The 16215-nt window shown below is 69.0% G+C and carries 13 protein-coding genes; 4 read left to right on the top strand and 9 right to left on the bottom strand.

All coding sequences use genetic code 11. From position 1 onward, the window contains the following. Nucleotides 1-25: 25 nt before the first annotated feature. The 3 genes from HDC31_RS18875 to HDC31_RS18865 are packed head-to-tail and all read right to left on the bottom strand — an operon-like array spanning nt 26 to nt 3114. Entirely contained in the window at nt 26-1759 is a 1734-nt protein-coding gene (locus tag HDC31_RS18875) for a YhgE/Pip domain-containing protein (protein WP_179516413.1), read from the bottom strand. Beyond that, nucleotides 1756-2409 carry a hypothetical protein gene (locus HDC31_RS18870; protein ID WP_179516412.1) on the bottom strand — a complete coding sequence of 218 codons (654 nt, stop codon included), beginning with the start codon at nt 2407-2409 and terminating at the stop codon, nt 1756-1758. The genes HDC31_RS18875 and HDC31_RS18870 overlap by 4 nt, the downstream gene beginning before the upstream one ends. Before the next feature lie 54 nt (nt 2410-2463). Further along, the gene (locus tag HDC31_RS18865; RefSeq protein ID WP_113680343.1) at nt 2464-3114 is read right to left on the bottom strand and encodes a TetR/AcrR family transcriptional regulator; all 651 of its coding nucleotides are present in this window, start codon (nt 3112-3114) and stop codon (nt 2464-2466) included. A gap of 233 nt (nt 3115-3347) precedes the next feature. Between HDC31_RS18865 and HDC31_RS18860 the strand changes: the two genes are divergently transcribed. After that, nucleotides 3348-4016 (top strand): GntR family transcriptional regulator, encoded by a 669-nt coding sequence (locus HDC31_RS18860; RefSeq protein WP_113680357.1) that lies wholly within the window; start codon nt 3348-3350, stop codon nt 4014-4016. Nucleotides 4017-4092: 76 nt separating this feature from the next. Here the strand turns inward: HDC31_RS18860 and argG are convergent, their stop codons facing one another. Together argG and HDC31_RS18850 are read right to left on the bottom strand one after the other, a co-directional pair. Next, nucleotides 4093-5538: an argininosuccinate synthase gene (gene argG, locus HDC31_RS18855; protein WP_113680344.1), complete on the bottom strand. Its 1446-nt coding sequence runs from the start codon at nt 5536-5538 to the stop codon at nt 4093-4095. 207 nt (nt 5539-5745) lie between these two features. Continuing rightward, nucleotides 5746-7011 (bottom strand): MFS transporter, encoded by a 1266-nt coding sequence (locus HDC31_RS18850; protein ID WP_113680345.1) that lies wholly within the window; start codon nt 7009-7011, stop codon nt 5746-5748. Nucleotides 7012-7205: 194 nt separating this feature from the next. Between HDC31_RS18850 and HDC31_RS18845 the strand changes: the two genes are divergently transcribed. Beyond that, nucleotides 7206-7913, top strand: a complete 708-nt coding sequence (locus HDC31_RS18845) for a ZIP family metal transporter (protein WP_046748049.1) — start codon at nt 7206-7208, stop codon at nt 7911-7913. Between the two features lie 36 nt (nt 7914-7949). On the opposite strand, the gene HDC31_RS18840 is transcribed toward HDC31_RS18845, so the two are convergent. Further along, complete coding sequence (locus tag HDC31_RS18840) at nt 7950-8360, bottom strand: pyridoxamine 5'-phosphate oxidase family protein (protein ID WP_046748050.1); 411 nt, start codon at nt 8358-8360, stop codon at nt 7950-7952. A 203-nt stretch (nt 8361-8563) separates the two neighbouring features. On the opposite strand from HDC31_RS18840, the gene HDC31_RS18835 reads away from it, so the two are divergent. Both HDC31_RS18835 and HDC31_RS18830 read left to right on the top strand, forming a co-directional pair. Further along, nucleotides 8564-9535 (top strand): alpha/beta hydrolase, encoded by a 972-nt coding sequence (locus HDC31_RS18835; RefSeq protein WP_046748190.1) that lies wholly within the window; start codon nt 8564-8566, stop codon nt 9533-9535. Nucleotides 9536-9602: 67 nt separating this feature from the next. Further along, entirely contained in the window at nt 9603-10598 is a 996-nt protein-coding gene (locus HDC31_RS18830; protein WP_227751223.1) for a hypothetical protein, read from the top strand. Between the two features lie 16 nt (nt 10599-10614). Here HDC31_RS18830 and HDC31_RS18825 read toward each other — a convergent pair whose 3' ends face one another. The 3 genes from HDC31_RS18825 to HDC31_RS18815 all read right to left on the bottom strand — a co-directional run bounded on the left by HDC31_RS18825 (nt 10615) and on the right by HDC31_RS18815 (nt 16183). Next, on the bottom strand, nt 10615-11718 hold the full coding sequence (locus HDC31_RS18825; protein WP_257022343.1) for a hypothetical protein: 1104 nt from the start codon (nt 11716-11718) through the stop codon (nt 10615-10617). Beyond that, a complete protein-coding gene (locus tag HDC31_RS18820) occupies nt 11715-12506 on the bottom strand; it encodes a hypothetical protein (protein WP_058630889.1) in 792 nt (263 codons plus the stop codon). Before HDC31_RS18820 ends, HDC31_RS18825 begins: the two co-directional genes overlap by 4 nt. A gap of 170 nt (nt 12507-12676) precedes the next feature. Further along, on the bottom strand, nt 12677-16183 hold the full coding sequence (locus tag HDC31_RS18815) for a PKD domain-containing protein (RefSeq protein ID WP_113680347.1): 3507 nt from the start codon (nt 16181-16183) through the stop codon (nt 12677-12679). Nucleotides 16184-16215: the final 32 nt, after the last annotated feature.

Raw genomic sequence — 16215 nt, 5'->3', positions numbered from 1 at the left:
CCCGCGGCTACCGCAACCGGCACAACTACCGGCTCCGCATGCTCCTCGCCGCCGGCGGACTCACCCCATGACCCCCACCGGATGTCCGAAGAGCCACGTATCCCAGCGGCAGCACATGATGAAGGGCGGCGAGTGGTGCCGGCAGCGTCTGCCAGGGGAAGGTCCCACCGGCCGTGACGAGCTGCAGCACCATGAGCACCAGCCCGAGGAACTGTCCGACCGAGCCGAGCCACACGTTCAACGCGAGGATGATCGCCGTGAAGGTGGCCGACGCGAAGATCATCACACCGAGGGTTCCGAGCGGGTGGTCGAACGTGAAGCCGAGCGTGACGGCGAGGATTCCCATGAGCCCGAGCATCTGCACCGCGCCGAGCATCGCAGGGGTGAGCCAGCCGGCGAGCGTGATGCGGACGGGGGAATGGAGGGCCGTGATGGCCCGCCGTGAGATCGGCTTGACGATCAGGAAGAGCGCGTAGATGCCGATCCACGCCGACAGTGCGGCGAAGAACGGGGCGAGCCCGGCGCCGTAGTCCTCCGCGGAGGCGACCTTGTCGCTCGACACCTTCACGGGATCGGCGATCGTGTCGGCCTGACGGGCACGCAGGTCGGGTGTCGAGGCGGGGATCGCGTCCACCCCCTGGGCGAGCCCGTCGCGCAGTTCGGCCGTACCGGAGGCCAGCGTCGCCAGTCCGTCACGCAGCTGCGTCGCGCCGTCGTTCGCCGCGGAGGCGCCGGTGGCGACCGTGCCGGCGCCGGAGGCGAGCTCGTTCGCACCCGCGGCGAGGGATGCGGCGCCGGCAGCGAGCTGATCGACCTTGCCGACCGCGGCCTGCACCTGCGTGTTCCCCTCCTGCAGACGCGCGCCCAGCGGATCGAGCCGGGCGAGCACCTGGTCGATCTCTTCGGGGGTGAGGCCCTGCTGCGCCAGCGCGTTCGCGATGTCGGAGCGCACCTGCGGCAAGGCGTTCGCGGCCTGTTGCACCGCTGACCCCGCGCGGTCGGCGACGTCGGCGAGCTGTCGGTTGCCCGCGCTCACCTGCTGGGCTCCGCTCGCGAGGCTCTGCGCCCCGGTCGCGAGTTGCGCCGTGCCGTCGGCCAGCTTCGCGGTGCCCTCCGCCAGAGTTATGCTCCCGGTCGCCGCCGTGCCGGCGCCGTCGGCGAGCCTGGTGGCGCCGTCCGTCGCCGTGATGAGCTTGTCACGCACGTCGCTCAGGCCCGTGAGCAGGCGCTCTGCGGCCTGGCTGCCCACCATCTCGGCGACCGAGCTGCGGATCTTCTCGACCGCCTGCGTGCCCATCGACGATGCGAGGTAGTTGTTCGCGTCATTGGTCTCGAGATCGATGCGCGCCTGGTGCGGGTCGGTTCCCGCCGCCGAGGTGAGGGCCGAGGAGAAGTCGCTGGGAATCGTCACCGTGAAGTCGACCGTGCCGTGGCGCAGTGCTTCCGAGGCTTCGTCCGCCGACATCAGCTGCCAGTCGAACGCGTTGCCCTTGATCAGGTTCTCCGCCACGTCTTCGCCGTAGTTGACGGTCTCGCCCGTCGCGGGTTCCGTGCCGGTCGTGGGTGCGGGCGCGCCCTCGTCGTCCACCACGAGGGCGACGGGAACCTCGGGGAACTTGGCGTACGGGTCCTGGTTCGCCCAGAGGTACAGACCGCCGTAGAGGATCGGCACGCAGATCAGCGCGACCAGGGCGATGATGCCCATCCTGCTCGCTGTCAGTCGTCGGAGCTCGGCGGCGATCATGGCGGGAACCTTCATCGCGTGCCTCCGTTCTCGTCTGCGGGGGTGTCCGCGATGTCGGGGACGGCATCGTCCGCCGGTTCGTCCCACACGAGCGGCTCGACCGGTCCGGAGGCATTGATCGCGTCGAACTCGTGCATCCGCTCCAGGGCCACGGCAGCGGATCCGCCGACGATCACGAGCATCGCGTAACCGCGGTCGGCGAACTCCGTGGCGATGCGCCACCATCCATCGGGGCTGCCGCCGTGACGGTCGGGCGACACGAGCACGATGCCCTCGACGCCGGAGCGGAGCACGGCCAGCTCGCACAGGATGCGCACGCGTGCCGCCGGATCGACGGTGCCGATGGGGGCGGCGGCGAGCTCGCTGTACCCCAGACGAGCGAGCCAGCGCCGGGCGTGGAGCGGGGTGGCGCCGAGGCCCGCGAACATGAGCTCCTCCTCGACGACGCCGACCAGGGCGACGTCGGGATGAGGGTCGCTGACATCCGGAGCGTCGACCAGGGCCACGCGTCGACGCAGGGACTTCGCGTCGACCGCGTCGTCGATGCTCACGCGCCCGGATTCCGGACGCATGCGGCCGCTCGCGATCAAGCCGAGCACGGTCGGTCGCTGTTCGGTCTCGGCGATCGCGAAACGCACTGCTCCGGTGTGGAACTCGAGCGACATGGGGGGGCAGCGCCTGGCCGTTGCGGCCCTTGCTCACATCGCGCAGCGAGATCTTCATGCGCGGTCCTCCGGATCGATGGGGGAGTCTGTGGGAGCGGCGGCCACGGCGATGTCGGGGTGCGAGGCGAGCAGCTCGTCAGCTTCGCGCCAGGAGAGGCCGGCGATGCTCAACACGGTCCGCACGGCGACGTCAGCCGCACCCGTGCTGGTCGCGTCCGTGCGCGAGATCACGGTGCGGGCCATCTCCTCGATGAGGCGCGCGAGGGTGGGGGCGGCGAGGTCCGTGCGGAAGCTGCCGTCGTCCTGACCGCGTCGCACGAGTGCCGACACCGTGCGGCGCAACGGGGCCAGCGCGGCGGCCGTGTGCTCGACGTGCGCTTCATCGAGAGCGAGAGCCGCGGCCACCTGCACGTGCGCGGCCTCGTGCCAGAGCAGAGCGGCGAGGCGGGCGAGGGCGAGACGGGCGTCGATGTCGTCGATCGAGGTGGCGATGGCGTTGAACCGCTGAGTGCCGCTGGAGATGAGCTCCCGGATGAGGGCGTCACGGTCCTCGAAGTGTCCGTAGAGGGTGCGACGCGAGAGCCCGGCACGACGAGCGATGACGTCGATGGAGGCGTGCGGTTGGACGGCCAGGGTCGAGCGCGCGGCGGAGAGGATGCCGGCGCGGTTCTCGACGGCGTCGCGACGAGGTGCACGAGTGGTCATGACCTCATGCTACGGATCATGCACATAGCTGTGCAAGATTATTCTTCACATTCGGAGAGCGTCCTCAGGTGCCGCTTCCGCGCAGCCGTCACGGAGCCAAGCGTGTTATGTTACGCGTTGCGCGTGAGCGCGTACGGGGGATGGCACCGGTCTCGGACGAGTGAGCGTCCGGTACGCGAGTGTCGACCGCTTTCAAGTGGTGGGGGACCGCTGTGGTCGAGGGGGAGTGTGCTTTGGCAGGCATCGATGTCGTGCGGGAACGCCGAACGAAGAGCGATGATGTCTATCGCCGGTTGCGGGATGCGATCGTCGACGGTGAGCTGCGGCCGGGGGAGCGCCTTCGCGACGCGGAGCTGGCGGAGAGCCTGGGGGCCTCCGCCACGCCCGTCAGACATGCTCTGGCGCGCCTGGCGGAACAAGGGCTCGTCGAGATGCACCGCAACGGCGCCACCCGCGTGGCGCCGCTCGATCTCGACCACATCCGCGATGCCATCGCCCTCTTCGGCGACAGCTGGATCGGCTCGGTGCGCCATGCGATGCCGCACGTCCAGGAGGATGACGTCGCCTATCTCGTGGAGCTGACCGACGATATGTCCGCCGCGGGACGAGCGCGCGATGTCCTGGCCTACGGAGTCGCGTTGCGCACCATCGCCATCGGCTTCGCCCGTCTCGAGGGGAATGCCCTGCGGGAGTCCGTGATCGAACTGCTCGGGCCGCAGATCCGGCGCTTCACGCAGCGCTCTGCGGGGTCGTTCGACTGGGCGGCGAACGAGAGGTCCACGCGCGAGATCCGCGAGGCGATCGTCCGTCGTGATGCGGTGCAGGTCCGGGCCGCCCTGGTGATCCTCTTCGACGATGTGCTGCCGGGTGTCGTCGACCGCACCGCGGCGCGAGCGCGCTGATCCCGAGCCGCACCTCTGACAGCACGATGCGCCGGCACTCCGAGGGTGCCGGCGCATCGGTGGATCCGTCGTCGTGTCAGTCGGTGCCGGAGTCGAAGGCTGCGCCCTCGGAGGCCGAGTCGACGGCGTCGGCCAACGTCTCGTCGGCTTCGGAGATCGAGCCCTGGACGGACTCGGTGATCTCGCTGGACTCCCCGGCGGTCACGCGGCCGACCAGTTCGCCGGTCGCACCTCCGACGAGGCCGAGTCCCGCGTACTGCTCGAGGCGTGCACGCGAGTCGGCGATGTCGAGGTTGCGCATGGTCAGCTGGCCGATGCGGTCGACCGGCCCGAAGGCGGCATCGCCGACACGCTCCATCGACAGCTTCTCGGGGCCATACGAGAGGTTCGGGGAGACGGTGTCGAGGATGGTCCAGTCGTCGCCGCGGCGGAGGCGGATCGTGACGGTTCCGGAGATGGTGAGGCCGACCCAGCGCTGGATCGACTCGCGCAGCATGAGCGACTGCGGCTCGAGCCAGCGTCCCTCGTACATGAGGCGACCGAGGCGTCGACCCTGCTCGTGGTAGGTGGCGAGGGTGTCTTCGTTGAGGATGCCGTTGACCAGGCGCTCGTAGGCGATGAACAGCAGCGACATGGCGGGTGCCTCGTAGATGCCGCGCGACTTCGCCTCGATGATGCGGTTCTCGATCTGGTCGCTCATGCCGAGGCCGTGGCGTCCGCCGATCGTGTTCGCCTCCATGACCAGGGCGACCGGGTCGGAGTATTCCACGCCGTTGATCGCGACCGGGCGTCCCGCCTCGAACGTGACGGTGACGTCTTCGGTCTCGATCGCGACCGAGGGGTCCCAGAACTTCACGCCCATGATCGGGTCGACGGTCTCGAGCGAGACATCGAGGTGCTCGAGCGTCTTCGCCTCGTGCGTCGCGCCCCAGATGTTCGCGTCGGTCGAGTATGCCTTCTCGGCGGAGTCGCGGTACGGGAAGTCGCGGGCGACGAGCCAGTCGCTCATCTCCTTGCGGCCGCCGAGCTCGGTGACGAAGTCGGCGTCGAGCCACGGCTTGTAGATGCGCAGGCGCGGGTTGGCGAGCAGGCCGTAGCGGTAGAACCGCTCGATGTCGTTGCCCTTGTAGGTGGAGCCGTCGCCCCAGATGTCGACGCCGTCCTCCTTCATGGCGCGCACCAGCATCGTGCCGGTGACCGCGCGTCCGAGGGGCGTCGTGTTGAAGTAGGTCTTGCCGCCGGAGCGGATGTGGAACGCGCCGCAGGAGAGGGCGACGAAGCCCTCTTCGACCAGGGCGGTCTTGCAGTCGATCAGGCGCGACGCCTCGGCGCCGTACTCCAGCGCGCGGCCCGGGATCGAGGCGATGTCGTCCTCGTCGTACTGACCGAGGTCGCCGGTGTAGGTGAAGGGCACGGCGCCCTTCTCGCGCATCCACGCGACGGCGACGGAGGTGTCGAGTCCTCCGGAGAAGGCGATGCCGACGCGCTCGCCGACGGGCAGTGACTGGAGGACCTTGGACATGGCTCCCAGTCTATCCGCGGCGGCGTGTCGCCCCGTCTCGCCTCAGCTGGCTCGTCTGGTCTCGTTTGGTGTGGCTTCGTCTGGTGTGGCCTCCGGCGAAAACGGAGGAGCACCGGCTGCGGCACGGTGTGTCGTGGTGAGGCACGCCGAGGCACGCCGGACACGTCTCCGTTTTCGCCGGGCACGGCCCGGTGAGCTGCGACGAAGCTACCCCGACTGAGCGGAATCCTCGTGGCGTGCGGTGCGCAGCGGCGAGAACAGGACGATCATCGCCGCCACGAGGAAGACGACCACGCTGACCGCGATCGTCACGCGATAGCCGTACGCCGTCGCCAGACCGCCGGCGATCAGGGCCCCGACGAGGAAGGTGACGCGGTTCACGGTGCGAATCGATGCGTTCAGCCGTCCCTGCATCTGGTCGGGGGCGACCGCCTGGCGGTATCCCATCTCGTTCGGATCCTCCACCCCCATCCCGAGGCCGAACAGGAATTGCCCCACGCCCAGGGGGATGGCGACGACGAGGAGCGTCGTGTTCTCGGCGTGCGGGATGACGAGAACCGTCGTCCACGCGAGTGCCGAGAGCAGGCGCCCCGCGAGGACCGCGCCGCCGACTCCGAACCGGCGACCCGCCGTGGGGGCGAGGAGTGCCCCGATCAGGCCGCCGAGCCCACCCATCGCGAGCACGACGCCGAACAGCAGTGCGCCGACGCCGAGCTCTCGCAGCGCGTACGGCGCGAATGCCGTCAGCGCGATGCTGTTGCCCAGGAACCAGACGTTCACCGACACGGCCATGGGCGCAAGCGTTCGGTGGGAGTAGGTCCAGCGCAGGCCTTCCATGATGTCGTGCCCTAGGTGCCGGCCGTCGGTGCGGCGTGACGCTTTCACCTCCTCGACACGGATGCGGCTCAGGAGAACGGCGTTGACGACGTACGCGACGGCATCGATCAGGATGGCGAACGGTGCCCCCAGCCAGCCGACGAGTGCGCCGCCGAAGGCCTGCCCCGTCGTCTGGGCGACGGTGCCTGCTTGACCGAGTCTCGCGTTCGCCGCCAACAGCTGATCGCGGCGGACGAGGCGGGGCAGCATCGGCTGCGCAGCGGAATCGGCGATGAGCGTGAGCGCGCCGTAGAGCAGGAGCAGGGCGCCGAACGACCACACGGACAGAGTCCCCGTAAACCACAGCACCGGCACGAGACCCAGCGTGAGCGCGCGGCCGATGCTCGCGATGACCATGGCGGGCTTGCGCCGCCAGCGGTCCATCAGGGCGCCGACGATGAGCCCGAACAGCAGGTACGGCACGACGTTCGCGGCGTTGAGCAGACCGATCTCGAACGCAGAGGCCCCCAGTGTCGTGACGATCAGGACCTGGAAGGCGACGGCGGTCACGGAGCCGGTGAACGCGCCGAGCGTCGACGACGACCAGAAGAGGGCGAACGCCGGAACGCGCAGCACCTCGGTCGGTCTGTCGTGCATCTCCGCCTCGCTCCCGTTCCCGTCATCCTATGCATGGGCGGTGCGCGCGCCATGCGAAAACGGAGGAGCATCGCCCGCGACACGGTGTGTCATGGTGCGGCTCGCCGCGGTACGCGCGACACGTCTCCGTTTTCGCCGAGGCTGGGCCGGCGGAGGCGCGATGAAGTGGGAGAGTAGGCGCACGGAGGTCGGACATGGGCGCAGCAATCCTGTGGGGCGCGGTGGCAGCAGCACCGCTGTTCGTCGGTGCAGTGCTCGCACTGCTGCGTACGTGGCCGCCGAAGTGGCTCGGCATCGTGCTGGGCTTCGGCGCCGGCGCTCTCATGGCATCGATCGCCTTCGAGCTGTGGGAGGAAGGGCTCGACCTCGCCGGTCCCATCCCTCTCGTGGTGGGTGTCGCGGCGGGAGCGATCAGCTACTACATCGCCGACCGCATCCTCGATGCCCGAGCGGCGAAGACCAAGGAGCAGGCCGGCGGAGGACAGCTCGCGGTGGGCGCCCTGCTCGACGGCATCCCGGAGCAGCTCGTGCTCGGCATCGGACTCGCATCCGGTGAGCCGGTCAGCATCGCGCTCGTGGTCGCCATCCTGGTCTCGAACCTGCCGGAGTCGATCGGCTCGGCTGCCGACCTGCTCGAAGGCGGCATGGCGAAGTCGCGGGTGCTGCTGCTGTGGGCGGGCGTGGCCGTGGTCTGCGCGCTCGCGACCGTCGCGGGGTTCGGCCTCGCGAGCATCACGGGCGACGACTTCCGCTCGGCGGCGAGCGGTTTCGCAGCCGGGGCGCTGCTGGTGATGCTGGTCGACTCGATGGTCCCCGAGGCGCAGTCCAAGGCCAAGGAATCCACGGGACTCGCGACCGTGCTGGGCTTCGCGCTCGCCGCGGGGCTGGCGCTCGCTTCCTGATCACGCGTTCAGCAGGAGGACGTCACAGCGGTCGGCTCAGATCTTCCCCCGCGTGGATTCGCGGCGCACGCTGCGTCCGGCGATGCTCTCGATCTGGAGGGCGAGGGGGAGATCGCGATCCTCTCCCGCCCACGGATTGACGCGCGCGGCGACGCCGGCGACGTCGTCGTCCGCCACCCGAGACAGTGTGCCGTGCACCAGCACGCTCCATGCCGTGCTGCCGAGCGGGTCGTGGTAGTCCACCTCGAACGCGGCCGGCGTGGCGGCTTCTCGCGTGAGATCGGCGAGGACGCCCTCGGGCGATGTGCGCAGCACCAGATCGCGCCCTGACAGCGCGAAGTTCACCGGATAGATCTGCACCCGCTCCTCGTGGACGAAGCCGATCCTCCCGATCGTGGTCGTGGTCAGCAGCTCATAGGCCTGCTGTTCGTCGAGTACTCGAATCATGCGTGCACTCCTTCCCTGTGGCGCCAGGCTAGCCAGGGCGTCGATGCCCTTCAAGGGAGTCCTCACCCTCGGCGCAGGAGAACCCGCCACTCGGCGGACGCACGGCGCAGGATCGGCCTCGGCTGGCGGGTTACCCTCGGGTGCGGTGTGCACGAGGCTGGCGGGAAGCCGCTGCGATGGCGGCCGAGGACAAAGGAGTTCTGATGACTGACACGACCCTGGCGCGACCGCCGTTCGATCCCGAGCTCGAGGCCGCTCTCGCCCTCGTCGCCGACCAGCTGCCGCCGACCCTGACGGCAGAGATGATCCCGCTGCTGCGCCAGTCGCCGGTGAGCGGGGAGGACGAGATCTTCGCGGTGCTCGCCGACCGCGGCTTCACCCGACGGGACGTCTCGATCGCGGGTCATGGTGGCGATGAGATCGTCGTCTCCGTGATCGAGAAGGAGGGCAGGACCGGCACCGGCCCCGGGTTCTTCCACACGCACGGCGGCGGCATGATCATCGGCAACCGCTGGCTCGGCGTGGCCGGCTTCCTCGACTGGGCGGAGCGCTTCAACGGCGTGATCGTCACCGTCGAGTATCGGCTCGCCCCCGAGTTCCCGGATCCGTACCCGGTGGAGGACTGCTACGCGGGCCTGCTGTGGACCGCGGAGCACGCCGAGGAGCTCGGCATCGACCTCTCCCGGCTGTTGATCGGCGGCGGCAGTGCCGGGGGTGGGCTGGCCGCGGGCACCGCCCTGCTCGCCCGCGATCGGAAGGGCCCCGAACTGATCGGCCAGCTGCTCATCTACCCGATGCTCGACGACCGAGACGAGTCCGTGTCGACGCACCAGATCGACGGGATCGGCGTCTGGGACCGCGGCTCGAACGTGACGGGGTGGACCGCGCTCCTGGGCGACCGCGTCGGGACGGACGACGTCTCCGTGTACGCCGCCCCGGCGCGCGCGACCGACCTGAGCGGGCTGCCGCCCGCCTTCATCGACTGCGGCAGCGCGGAGGTGTTCCGCGACGAGGACGTCGCCTACGCCACGAAGCTCTGGGAGGCCGGGGTGCAGGCGGAACTGCACGTCTGGGCAGGGGGGTTCCACGGCTTCGACATGTTCGCTCCGCACACGGCAGTCGCGCAGGCCATGCTCGCCGCCCGCGACGACTGGGTGAACCGGCTGCTATCCTGAGCCCGCGTCGACCGGAAGAGGGAACTCCCACCCCATAGGGTGGAATCCCCGTGCGATGGAGCCCGACATGCAAGATCTGCTGGGGCGTCTCACCGCCCTCGACCCGGATGCGAGCGAGACGCTCAAGGTCGTCACCTACTTCGACGCCCTCGTCGCCCGCTCCGTGGGAGTCGAGAGCATGCTGCGAGGTGCGGCGGTGCTGAGCGGCGCGACCGTCGGACAGCGTGACGGCAGACAGATCATGCGCGTGCGGGCCGACGGGGTGCGCATCGATCCCGTCGAGCCGTCTCACTCCTGGCCGGTACGGGAGAGCGGACCGGATGCGGTCGCCTGGATCGAGCGCGAAGGCGATGCGCACACGAACGACGCGATGATCCTGGAACGGCTCAGTCTCGCCCTCGGGATCATCAGGGCGCGCCGATCGGTCGGCCCCGAGAGCGCGGTCGAACTCGCCATCAGCTCCTATGCCGGTGCGGAGGAGAGGGCAGCGGCACTGCCTCGACTCCGCATCGCTGCGGACTCCCTGCGGCTCGTCGCCTCTCCTCCCGACCCCGCTCCGCTGCCGGTGCATCCCTCGGCTGTCGTCGCCACCCGGCACGGCCTGACGCGAGCGACGATCCTCGACGCCGAGATGCAGCCCGTCGATGCCTGGCCGCACCGTGTCGACCTGCGGTTGGGGCTCGGCATCGTCGGCCCGGCGGAGGGTCTTCCCGCGTCGTGGGCGTCGGCGCTCGTGGCCGTGCGACTGACCAGCCCGGAGGAGCCGGTGGTCGATGCCGCCGACCTCGGTGGTCTGCTGCTCGTCGCCGAGGCTGCGGGGCGGGGGCCCCTCCACCCTGATGCGGCGGCACTCGCGGCACTCGATGAGCGCAGTCGGGAGCTTCTCGACGCCGTCAGCGAGGAACGGAGCGTGCGCGCCGCAGCCGCGCGGCTCGGGCGGCACCACTCCAGCGTGCAGGAACGCCTGAGCGTGCTCGTCGATGCGCTCGGGTATGACCCGCGCACGTCCCGCGGCCACGCCAGGTACGTGGTGGCGCGGATGCTCTTGACCCTCGGCTCCTGAACGGCCGTCGAGCGCTTCACTCGAAGCCGGGGTAGTCCTTCAGCTTCTCCTGGAACTCGGCACGATCCGCCTCGCTGAGCACCCCGCTCGCGATCGCCGTCAGCTGCAGCCCTTCCAGCGGCTCGCCGGTGCGCGCGTTCTGCGCCTCCCGTGCCGTGCGGAAGCCGCCGTTCGAATCGTTCGAGAGGTCATTGATCGTGGCGTAGAAGCGGAGAGGGTCGGGGAAGTTCTCGGTGTAGTACTCCCACGTGGTCTGCGTGCGCGGGTCGTCGCTGCCGTACAGCTTCGCGATCATCGCGGGGTCGATGCCCGACACCGCGGGATCATTGAACGAGTACAGGTCCCACAGCCCGTGGTCGACGACCACCTCACTGATCACGGCCATCACGGCGCGCTTTCGGTCGTAGCCCTGGACAGGCTCGTTGGTCGCCCAGGCGGCGGAGGTGAACTCGACCAGCATCGACTCCCCGCCGTAGCCGTTGCGCTCCGGGCGCAGGTCTTCATCGCCCACCTGCGTCCAGGTGAAGCCGAACTCGTCGGTGAGTCGCGCCCGGATGTCGGCGAACAGCGTCTCAGTCTGCGCACGCACCTCGTCGAGCGACTGCTGAGACAACGCCTTCTGCGGATCGGTGCCCTTGATCCCGGGATAGGCTTCCGCGTGCCTCTGGGCGGCCGTCTTCGTGCCCTCGTAGTTGCCCGAGGCCGAGGTCTGCAGTGCGCTCATGCCGCCGACCGTCGCGACGTTGAACAGGATCGCGATGACCAGGCCGATCGCCCCGAGCTTCCGTCCGCGCACGGAGAAAAGCGCCGCGATGATCACGCCGGCGACCACGAGCTGCAGTGCGAGCATCGTGACCCCGTAGAGGAGGTCGGTGCCGCCGGCGACGAAGGTGCCGAGCAGGATGAGCGCGAAGAGGATGGATGCGGTGAGGGCGATCCAGCCGAGGGCGTTCGCGGGCTGTTTCGACTCCTCCGCAGGCATGGAAACCGCCACGGGCGGGGCGGGCGTCGATCCCCAGGCCTCACGACGCGCCCCGCGATACCCCCCGGGCGGAGGAACGGGGGGAGCGCCCTCGGTGCCCGAGAGGTAGCGAGCGCGCTGCCTCTCGTGGTCGCTCACCACGGCTTCTCCGTCCCCGAGCCACCGGGGTCGTCGCCCTGCTGCTGGTCACGCTCCTGCGTGCCCTGCTCGAGCTTGTCCTGGAGGCCCTTCAGCTTGTCCTCGGAGGGCTGCTCCTTCTCGCCGGTCTGTGGCTGCGGTTGGGGCTGCTGCTCCTCCTGCTGCTTCTGCTTCAGCCGGTCCGCCGTGCCGTCGAGGGAGTCGGACATGTCGCGCTGCGGGTCGGGGGACTGCTGCTGTGCCTCGTCGCTGCGGCATTCCTCCGGGGTGTCGACGGTGATTCCGAGCGCCTCGCCGTAGAGCGCCGCTGCGCCCGTGCCGTCGCCGTCCGCACGGGCCGCATCGCCCATGCGTTCGATGATCAGCGCGAGGTTGATCCGCACCGCGCACACTTCGAGGCCGGTCGCGAGGTCGAGCGCCTCTTCGAGCTGGACACGGGCTTCGGGGAGTTGCTCGGCCGCACCGAGTGCCGTGCCGATGTTGAAGGGCGCCTTGTACGGCTCGAACCAGTTGAGGAAGTCCTGTCCACGCGCGGAGGCCTCAGCGCCGGCGAAGTCGTCGACGACGTAGGCGGTGATGGCCTGGTGCGCGAAGGCGTACATGCTCAGCAGCTTGCCCACGAAGAGAAGCGCGGCGAGTGTGAGCGGAATCGTCCCGATCGCCACCCAGCGGCGGACGCGGCGACGGTGGCGGTTGGACCGGAGAAGGGCGGCGGCGCGGTCGGCCGCCCGGGCGGTGGTGGTCGAGGGTCCGACCTCGGTCGTCGAGGGTGCCGACGGATCTGTCACGCCCAACCCCCTTACCGATCGACGACTGCTCAGCGCGAGGATTCTGGTCCCCGAAGCGGCAGGACGAAGCGCTGAACATCCTATCCGGGGATCCTCAGGATGCGATTCAGCCGACCTCGGGTGCCGAGGCCGGCTGAATCATGAGGAGGGACGATGCCCGTCCCCGAGCGCTACTCGGCCGCGGTGACGCGGAAGGAATCGAAGGACACGATTGCCGCGGCAGTCGAGCTACCGGAGCGGTTGCCGCTCAGGCCCACCCCACCCCCCGGCTGCAGAGGCGTGTTGTCCGTCGCTTTGAGCTGCCAGTCGGTCGGCTCTGTCGTTCCGGTCGCCCAGATCTTCGCCTTGATCGACGCCTGTGCTGTGCCCGTCACCGTGACCTTGAGCGTGTACGAGGTGTTCGCCGCGAAGGCGAGCCCGGACACGGCCTGGGTGGCGAGCACGGTGCCGTCGCGGTGCGCGACGAGCCAGATCGTTCCGTCGGGGCGGAGCCACGCGCGAACGAGGTACTTCCCGGCGGTCGAGTCCCGTGCGATGACGCCGATGTAGGCACCACCCGCGGCGGGAGCCTGGTCGAGGCGGAAGGTCGTCTCCAGAGCCGGGCTCGGAATCGACGGCGTGTTCAGCGTCGCGTGCCGGGTGTCGCCTGCGGCCAGATTCAGCTTCCCGAAACCGTCGGCGACTGTGGTCGTCGTCGTCGTTCCACCTGCGATCTTCCAGGCGCCGCCCACGATGGCATAACCCCAGCCGCGAGTGGAAGGCTGCTCGAACTCATCGCTCGCGAGCGCTGCGGGAGCCGTCACGATGGCTTCCCGGGTGGTGGTTGCCACGCCGCCCAGGTCGTCGGTCACGGTGAGGGTGACGGTGCGCGTGCCTGCCGTCGCGTAGGTGTGGTTCGCCGCCGCGCCCTCGCCGGTCGTGCCGTCGCCCCAGTTCCAGCTGTAGCTCTTGATCGTGCCGTCGGAGTCGGACGATGCCGAGGCGTCGGCTGTGATGGTCAGCGCCGACGCGGAGAGTGCGAACGATGCGGTGGGCGCCACGTTGGCTCCTTGGATGACAACCGGCTTCTTGATGGATCCCACGAGTCCCTGACTGTCGGTGACCGTCAGCTTGACCTCATAGGTTCCGGGCGCCGCATAAGTGTGCGCCGCAGTCTTGCCGGCCGCGGTCGAACCGTCACCGAAGTCCCATCGGTACTCCGCGATCGTCGTAGAGCCAGGGGGTACTGAGGAGCTCGCGTCGAAGGCCGCGTCGAGCCCGGTCGCCGTTGCCGTATAGGCGGCGACGGGGGCTGTGGAGCCGTTTCCGACGCTGTAGTGGGTCTTGATCTGTCCCGCGGTCAGGCCATACGGGTAGACCGCGAACTCATCGACGTTGCCGAGGAGGGGAGTCGTCTTCGGTGCGTTCGCCCAGCCGGTCAGGTTGCCGTTGCCGATCTTCCAGAAGCCGTTGTAGTCCTGCGCCTTGGTCACTCCGGGGAGGTGTCCGTCGAGCTTCCCGTCGATGAAGAGCTTCATTCCGTCGGGGCTCACCGACGCGACGACATGATGCCAGCGGTTGTCGTTGTATGCCGTCGCGGTCGTGAGAACCTTCGTGCCGTCGTTGTAGACCCCGAAGTTCAGGCGGCCGTCGTCTGACATGTAGACGGTTCGGTCGAAGTTCTTCGAGAGCACGGTGGCCGAGCTCTGGAAGTCGAACAACAACCCGCCGCTGGTCGTCGAGGTCTGGAACCACAGCTCGGCCGAGAACGACGAGGGCGCCGCGACCTTCGTGGTCGTGTCGACTCGCCCGGTCACTGTGCCGTCGAGGGCTGTCGCACCGGCTACGCCCTTCGGCACACCTGACGACTGAGGAGTTGCTCCTGAGCGGAGGATCGGACTGTTCGTTCCCGCCACATCCTGTGCGACGGTTCCCAATGGGTAGTACAACTCGGGGCCGTCAGCGAGCACGGCGTTGGAGTACGCCGGAGTGGACTCGGCCACCGTGGCAGTCGTCGTCTTGCTCGAAACCGTGTGGCCGTTGCTGTCCGTGGCCGTGAACGTGTATTGCTGCTGTGAACCTGCCGGCGCTGTCGTGTCTTCGAAGGTCACCGCTGGCAGGTTCCACCAGGTGGAGTCCATCTTCGTGGTGAACAACGGCGTGGTCGAGCCGGCGCGGCGCAGCTCGTATGTGAGCGTGAGGTCGTCACGGTCCCAGTTGGCGGGAATCGTGACCTTCACGCGGCCGGGGACGAGCGAAGTCGCGGTCGGCACCCACTTCTCGCCGGAGAGGCGGGGTCCGTCCTTCGGGCCCTCGGGAGGCGTGGTCGAGAAGCGGACGAGCCCTTCGAACTGTCCGTTGTTGACGGAGCGGAACTCGCCGCCGATGGAGATCATGTTGCCCGTGCCGGTGATCGACAACCCGGCCTGGCCGAGTCCGGTCGTGGTACCGACAGCCCAGTCGGGCGTCCACACGTAGGGAGAGGGCGCGGGCGTTCCGGCCCAGTCCTTGTACTGGGGCGTCGCCGGCTGAGTTCCGAGCGTCCCGCGCGCATCGGCGGTGAAGGCCTCGGAGTAGCGGTGTGTGCGCGGGGACTGCTCCGGGTGCAGGCCCATGGTGCCGCAGGCGTGAGTGTGGCTGGTGGTGTAGATGACCTTGCCGGTGGAGTAGACGCCGTAGTGGTCACCGAGGCAGTCCGCGATCCAGCGGACCTTGCCCGTCCCGGCTTCAGCAGCGAACGTCCCTTCGAGGTTGGCGACATCGGCGTTCGCGTACGCCCAGCCTGTGCCGTAGACCCCGGTGGCATCGGTCGCGAGGCCGAAGATTCCGGACTTTCCCGCGGAAGGGCCCGTGCCCACACCGTTCTTGACCGTGTCGGGAAGCTCCCATGCGGTGTCGACTGCGCCGGTGACCTTGTCGACGGCACCGATGCCGCGCAGCCCCGTGTCGCCGTTGATCTGCGAGAAGCGTCCGCCGATGATCGTGTCGATCCCGGCCGGGTCCATCACGAGGGCGTCGACCTGCTGATCGGTCTGAGGTGCCCAGGGGAGGAGTGCTCCGTTGGCGGTGTTGAACGCGCTGAGGTTCTTCCGCGCGGTGCCGTTGGCCTGCGAGAACAGACCGCCGGCGTAGACGCTCGTGCCCGAAGTCGCCAGCGCGTAGACGCCTGATCCGCCGATGGAGGGGATGAAGCCGGGCACGAGCTCGCCGGTCTTCGCGTCGATGGCTGCGATGTTCCACCGGTCTTTGCCGTTGACCTTGTTGAACGAGCCGCCGATGTAGATGCGGCTGCCGTCGGGGGAGGCGGCGACGGCCTTGATCACCCCGTTGACCGTGGGGGCGAACGGAAGGAGCGCGCCGGTGTTGATGTCGTACGCGAGCACGTTCGACCGTGCTGTGAGCGCGGTGCCGGGCTTCGCCTTCGGCTCGCGGGCGTTGTCGAACTTGCCGACGGCGTACACGGTCGAGCCGATGGTCGTCTGCGCCCAGACGTACCCGTTGTCGATCTGCACCGTCGGAATCGGATCCGACGTGACGACGTTGTCATCACGCTGCAGCAGCGGTGGCAACGTCGGTGGTGCGTCGGCAGCCACGGCGGCTCCACCACCGAACGACACGAGCCCGCTGACGACCAAGGCTCCGACGACCGTCGCGATGACGGTCTTTCGGGCGCGCTTCAGAACACGCTTGTTCCCCATGTTTTGCTTCCCCAGTGATCTGATGCCGACGT

The organism is Microbacterium sp. JAI119 (genome assembly GCF_013410135.1).
Lineage (GTDB): Bacteria > Actinomycetota > Actinomycetes > Actinomycetales > Microbacteriaceae > Microbacterium > Microbacterium oxydans.
Note: the sequence above shows the minus strand (reverse complement) of the source record. Positions and strands in the feature narration are given on the sequence as shown.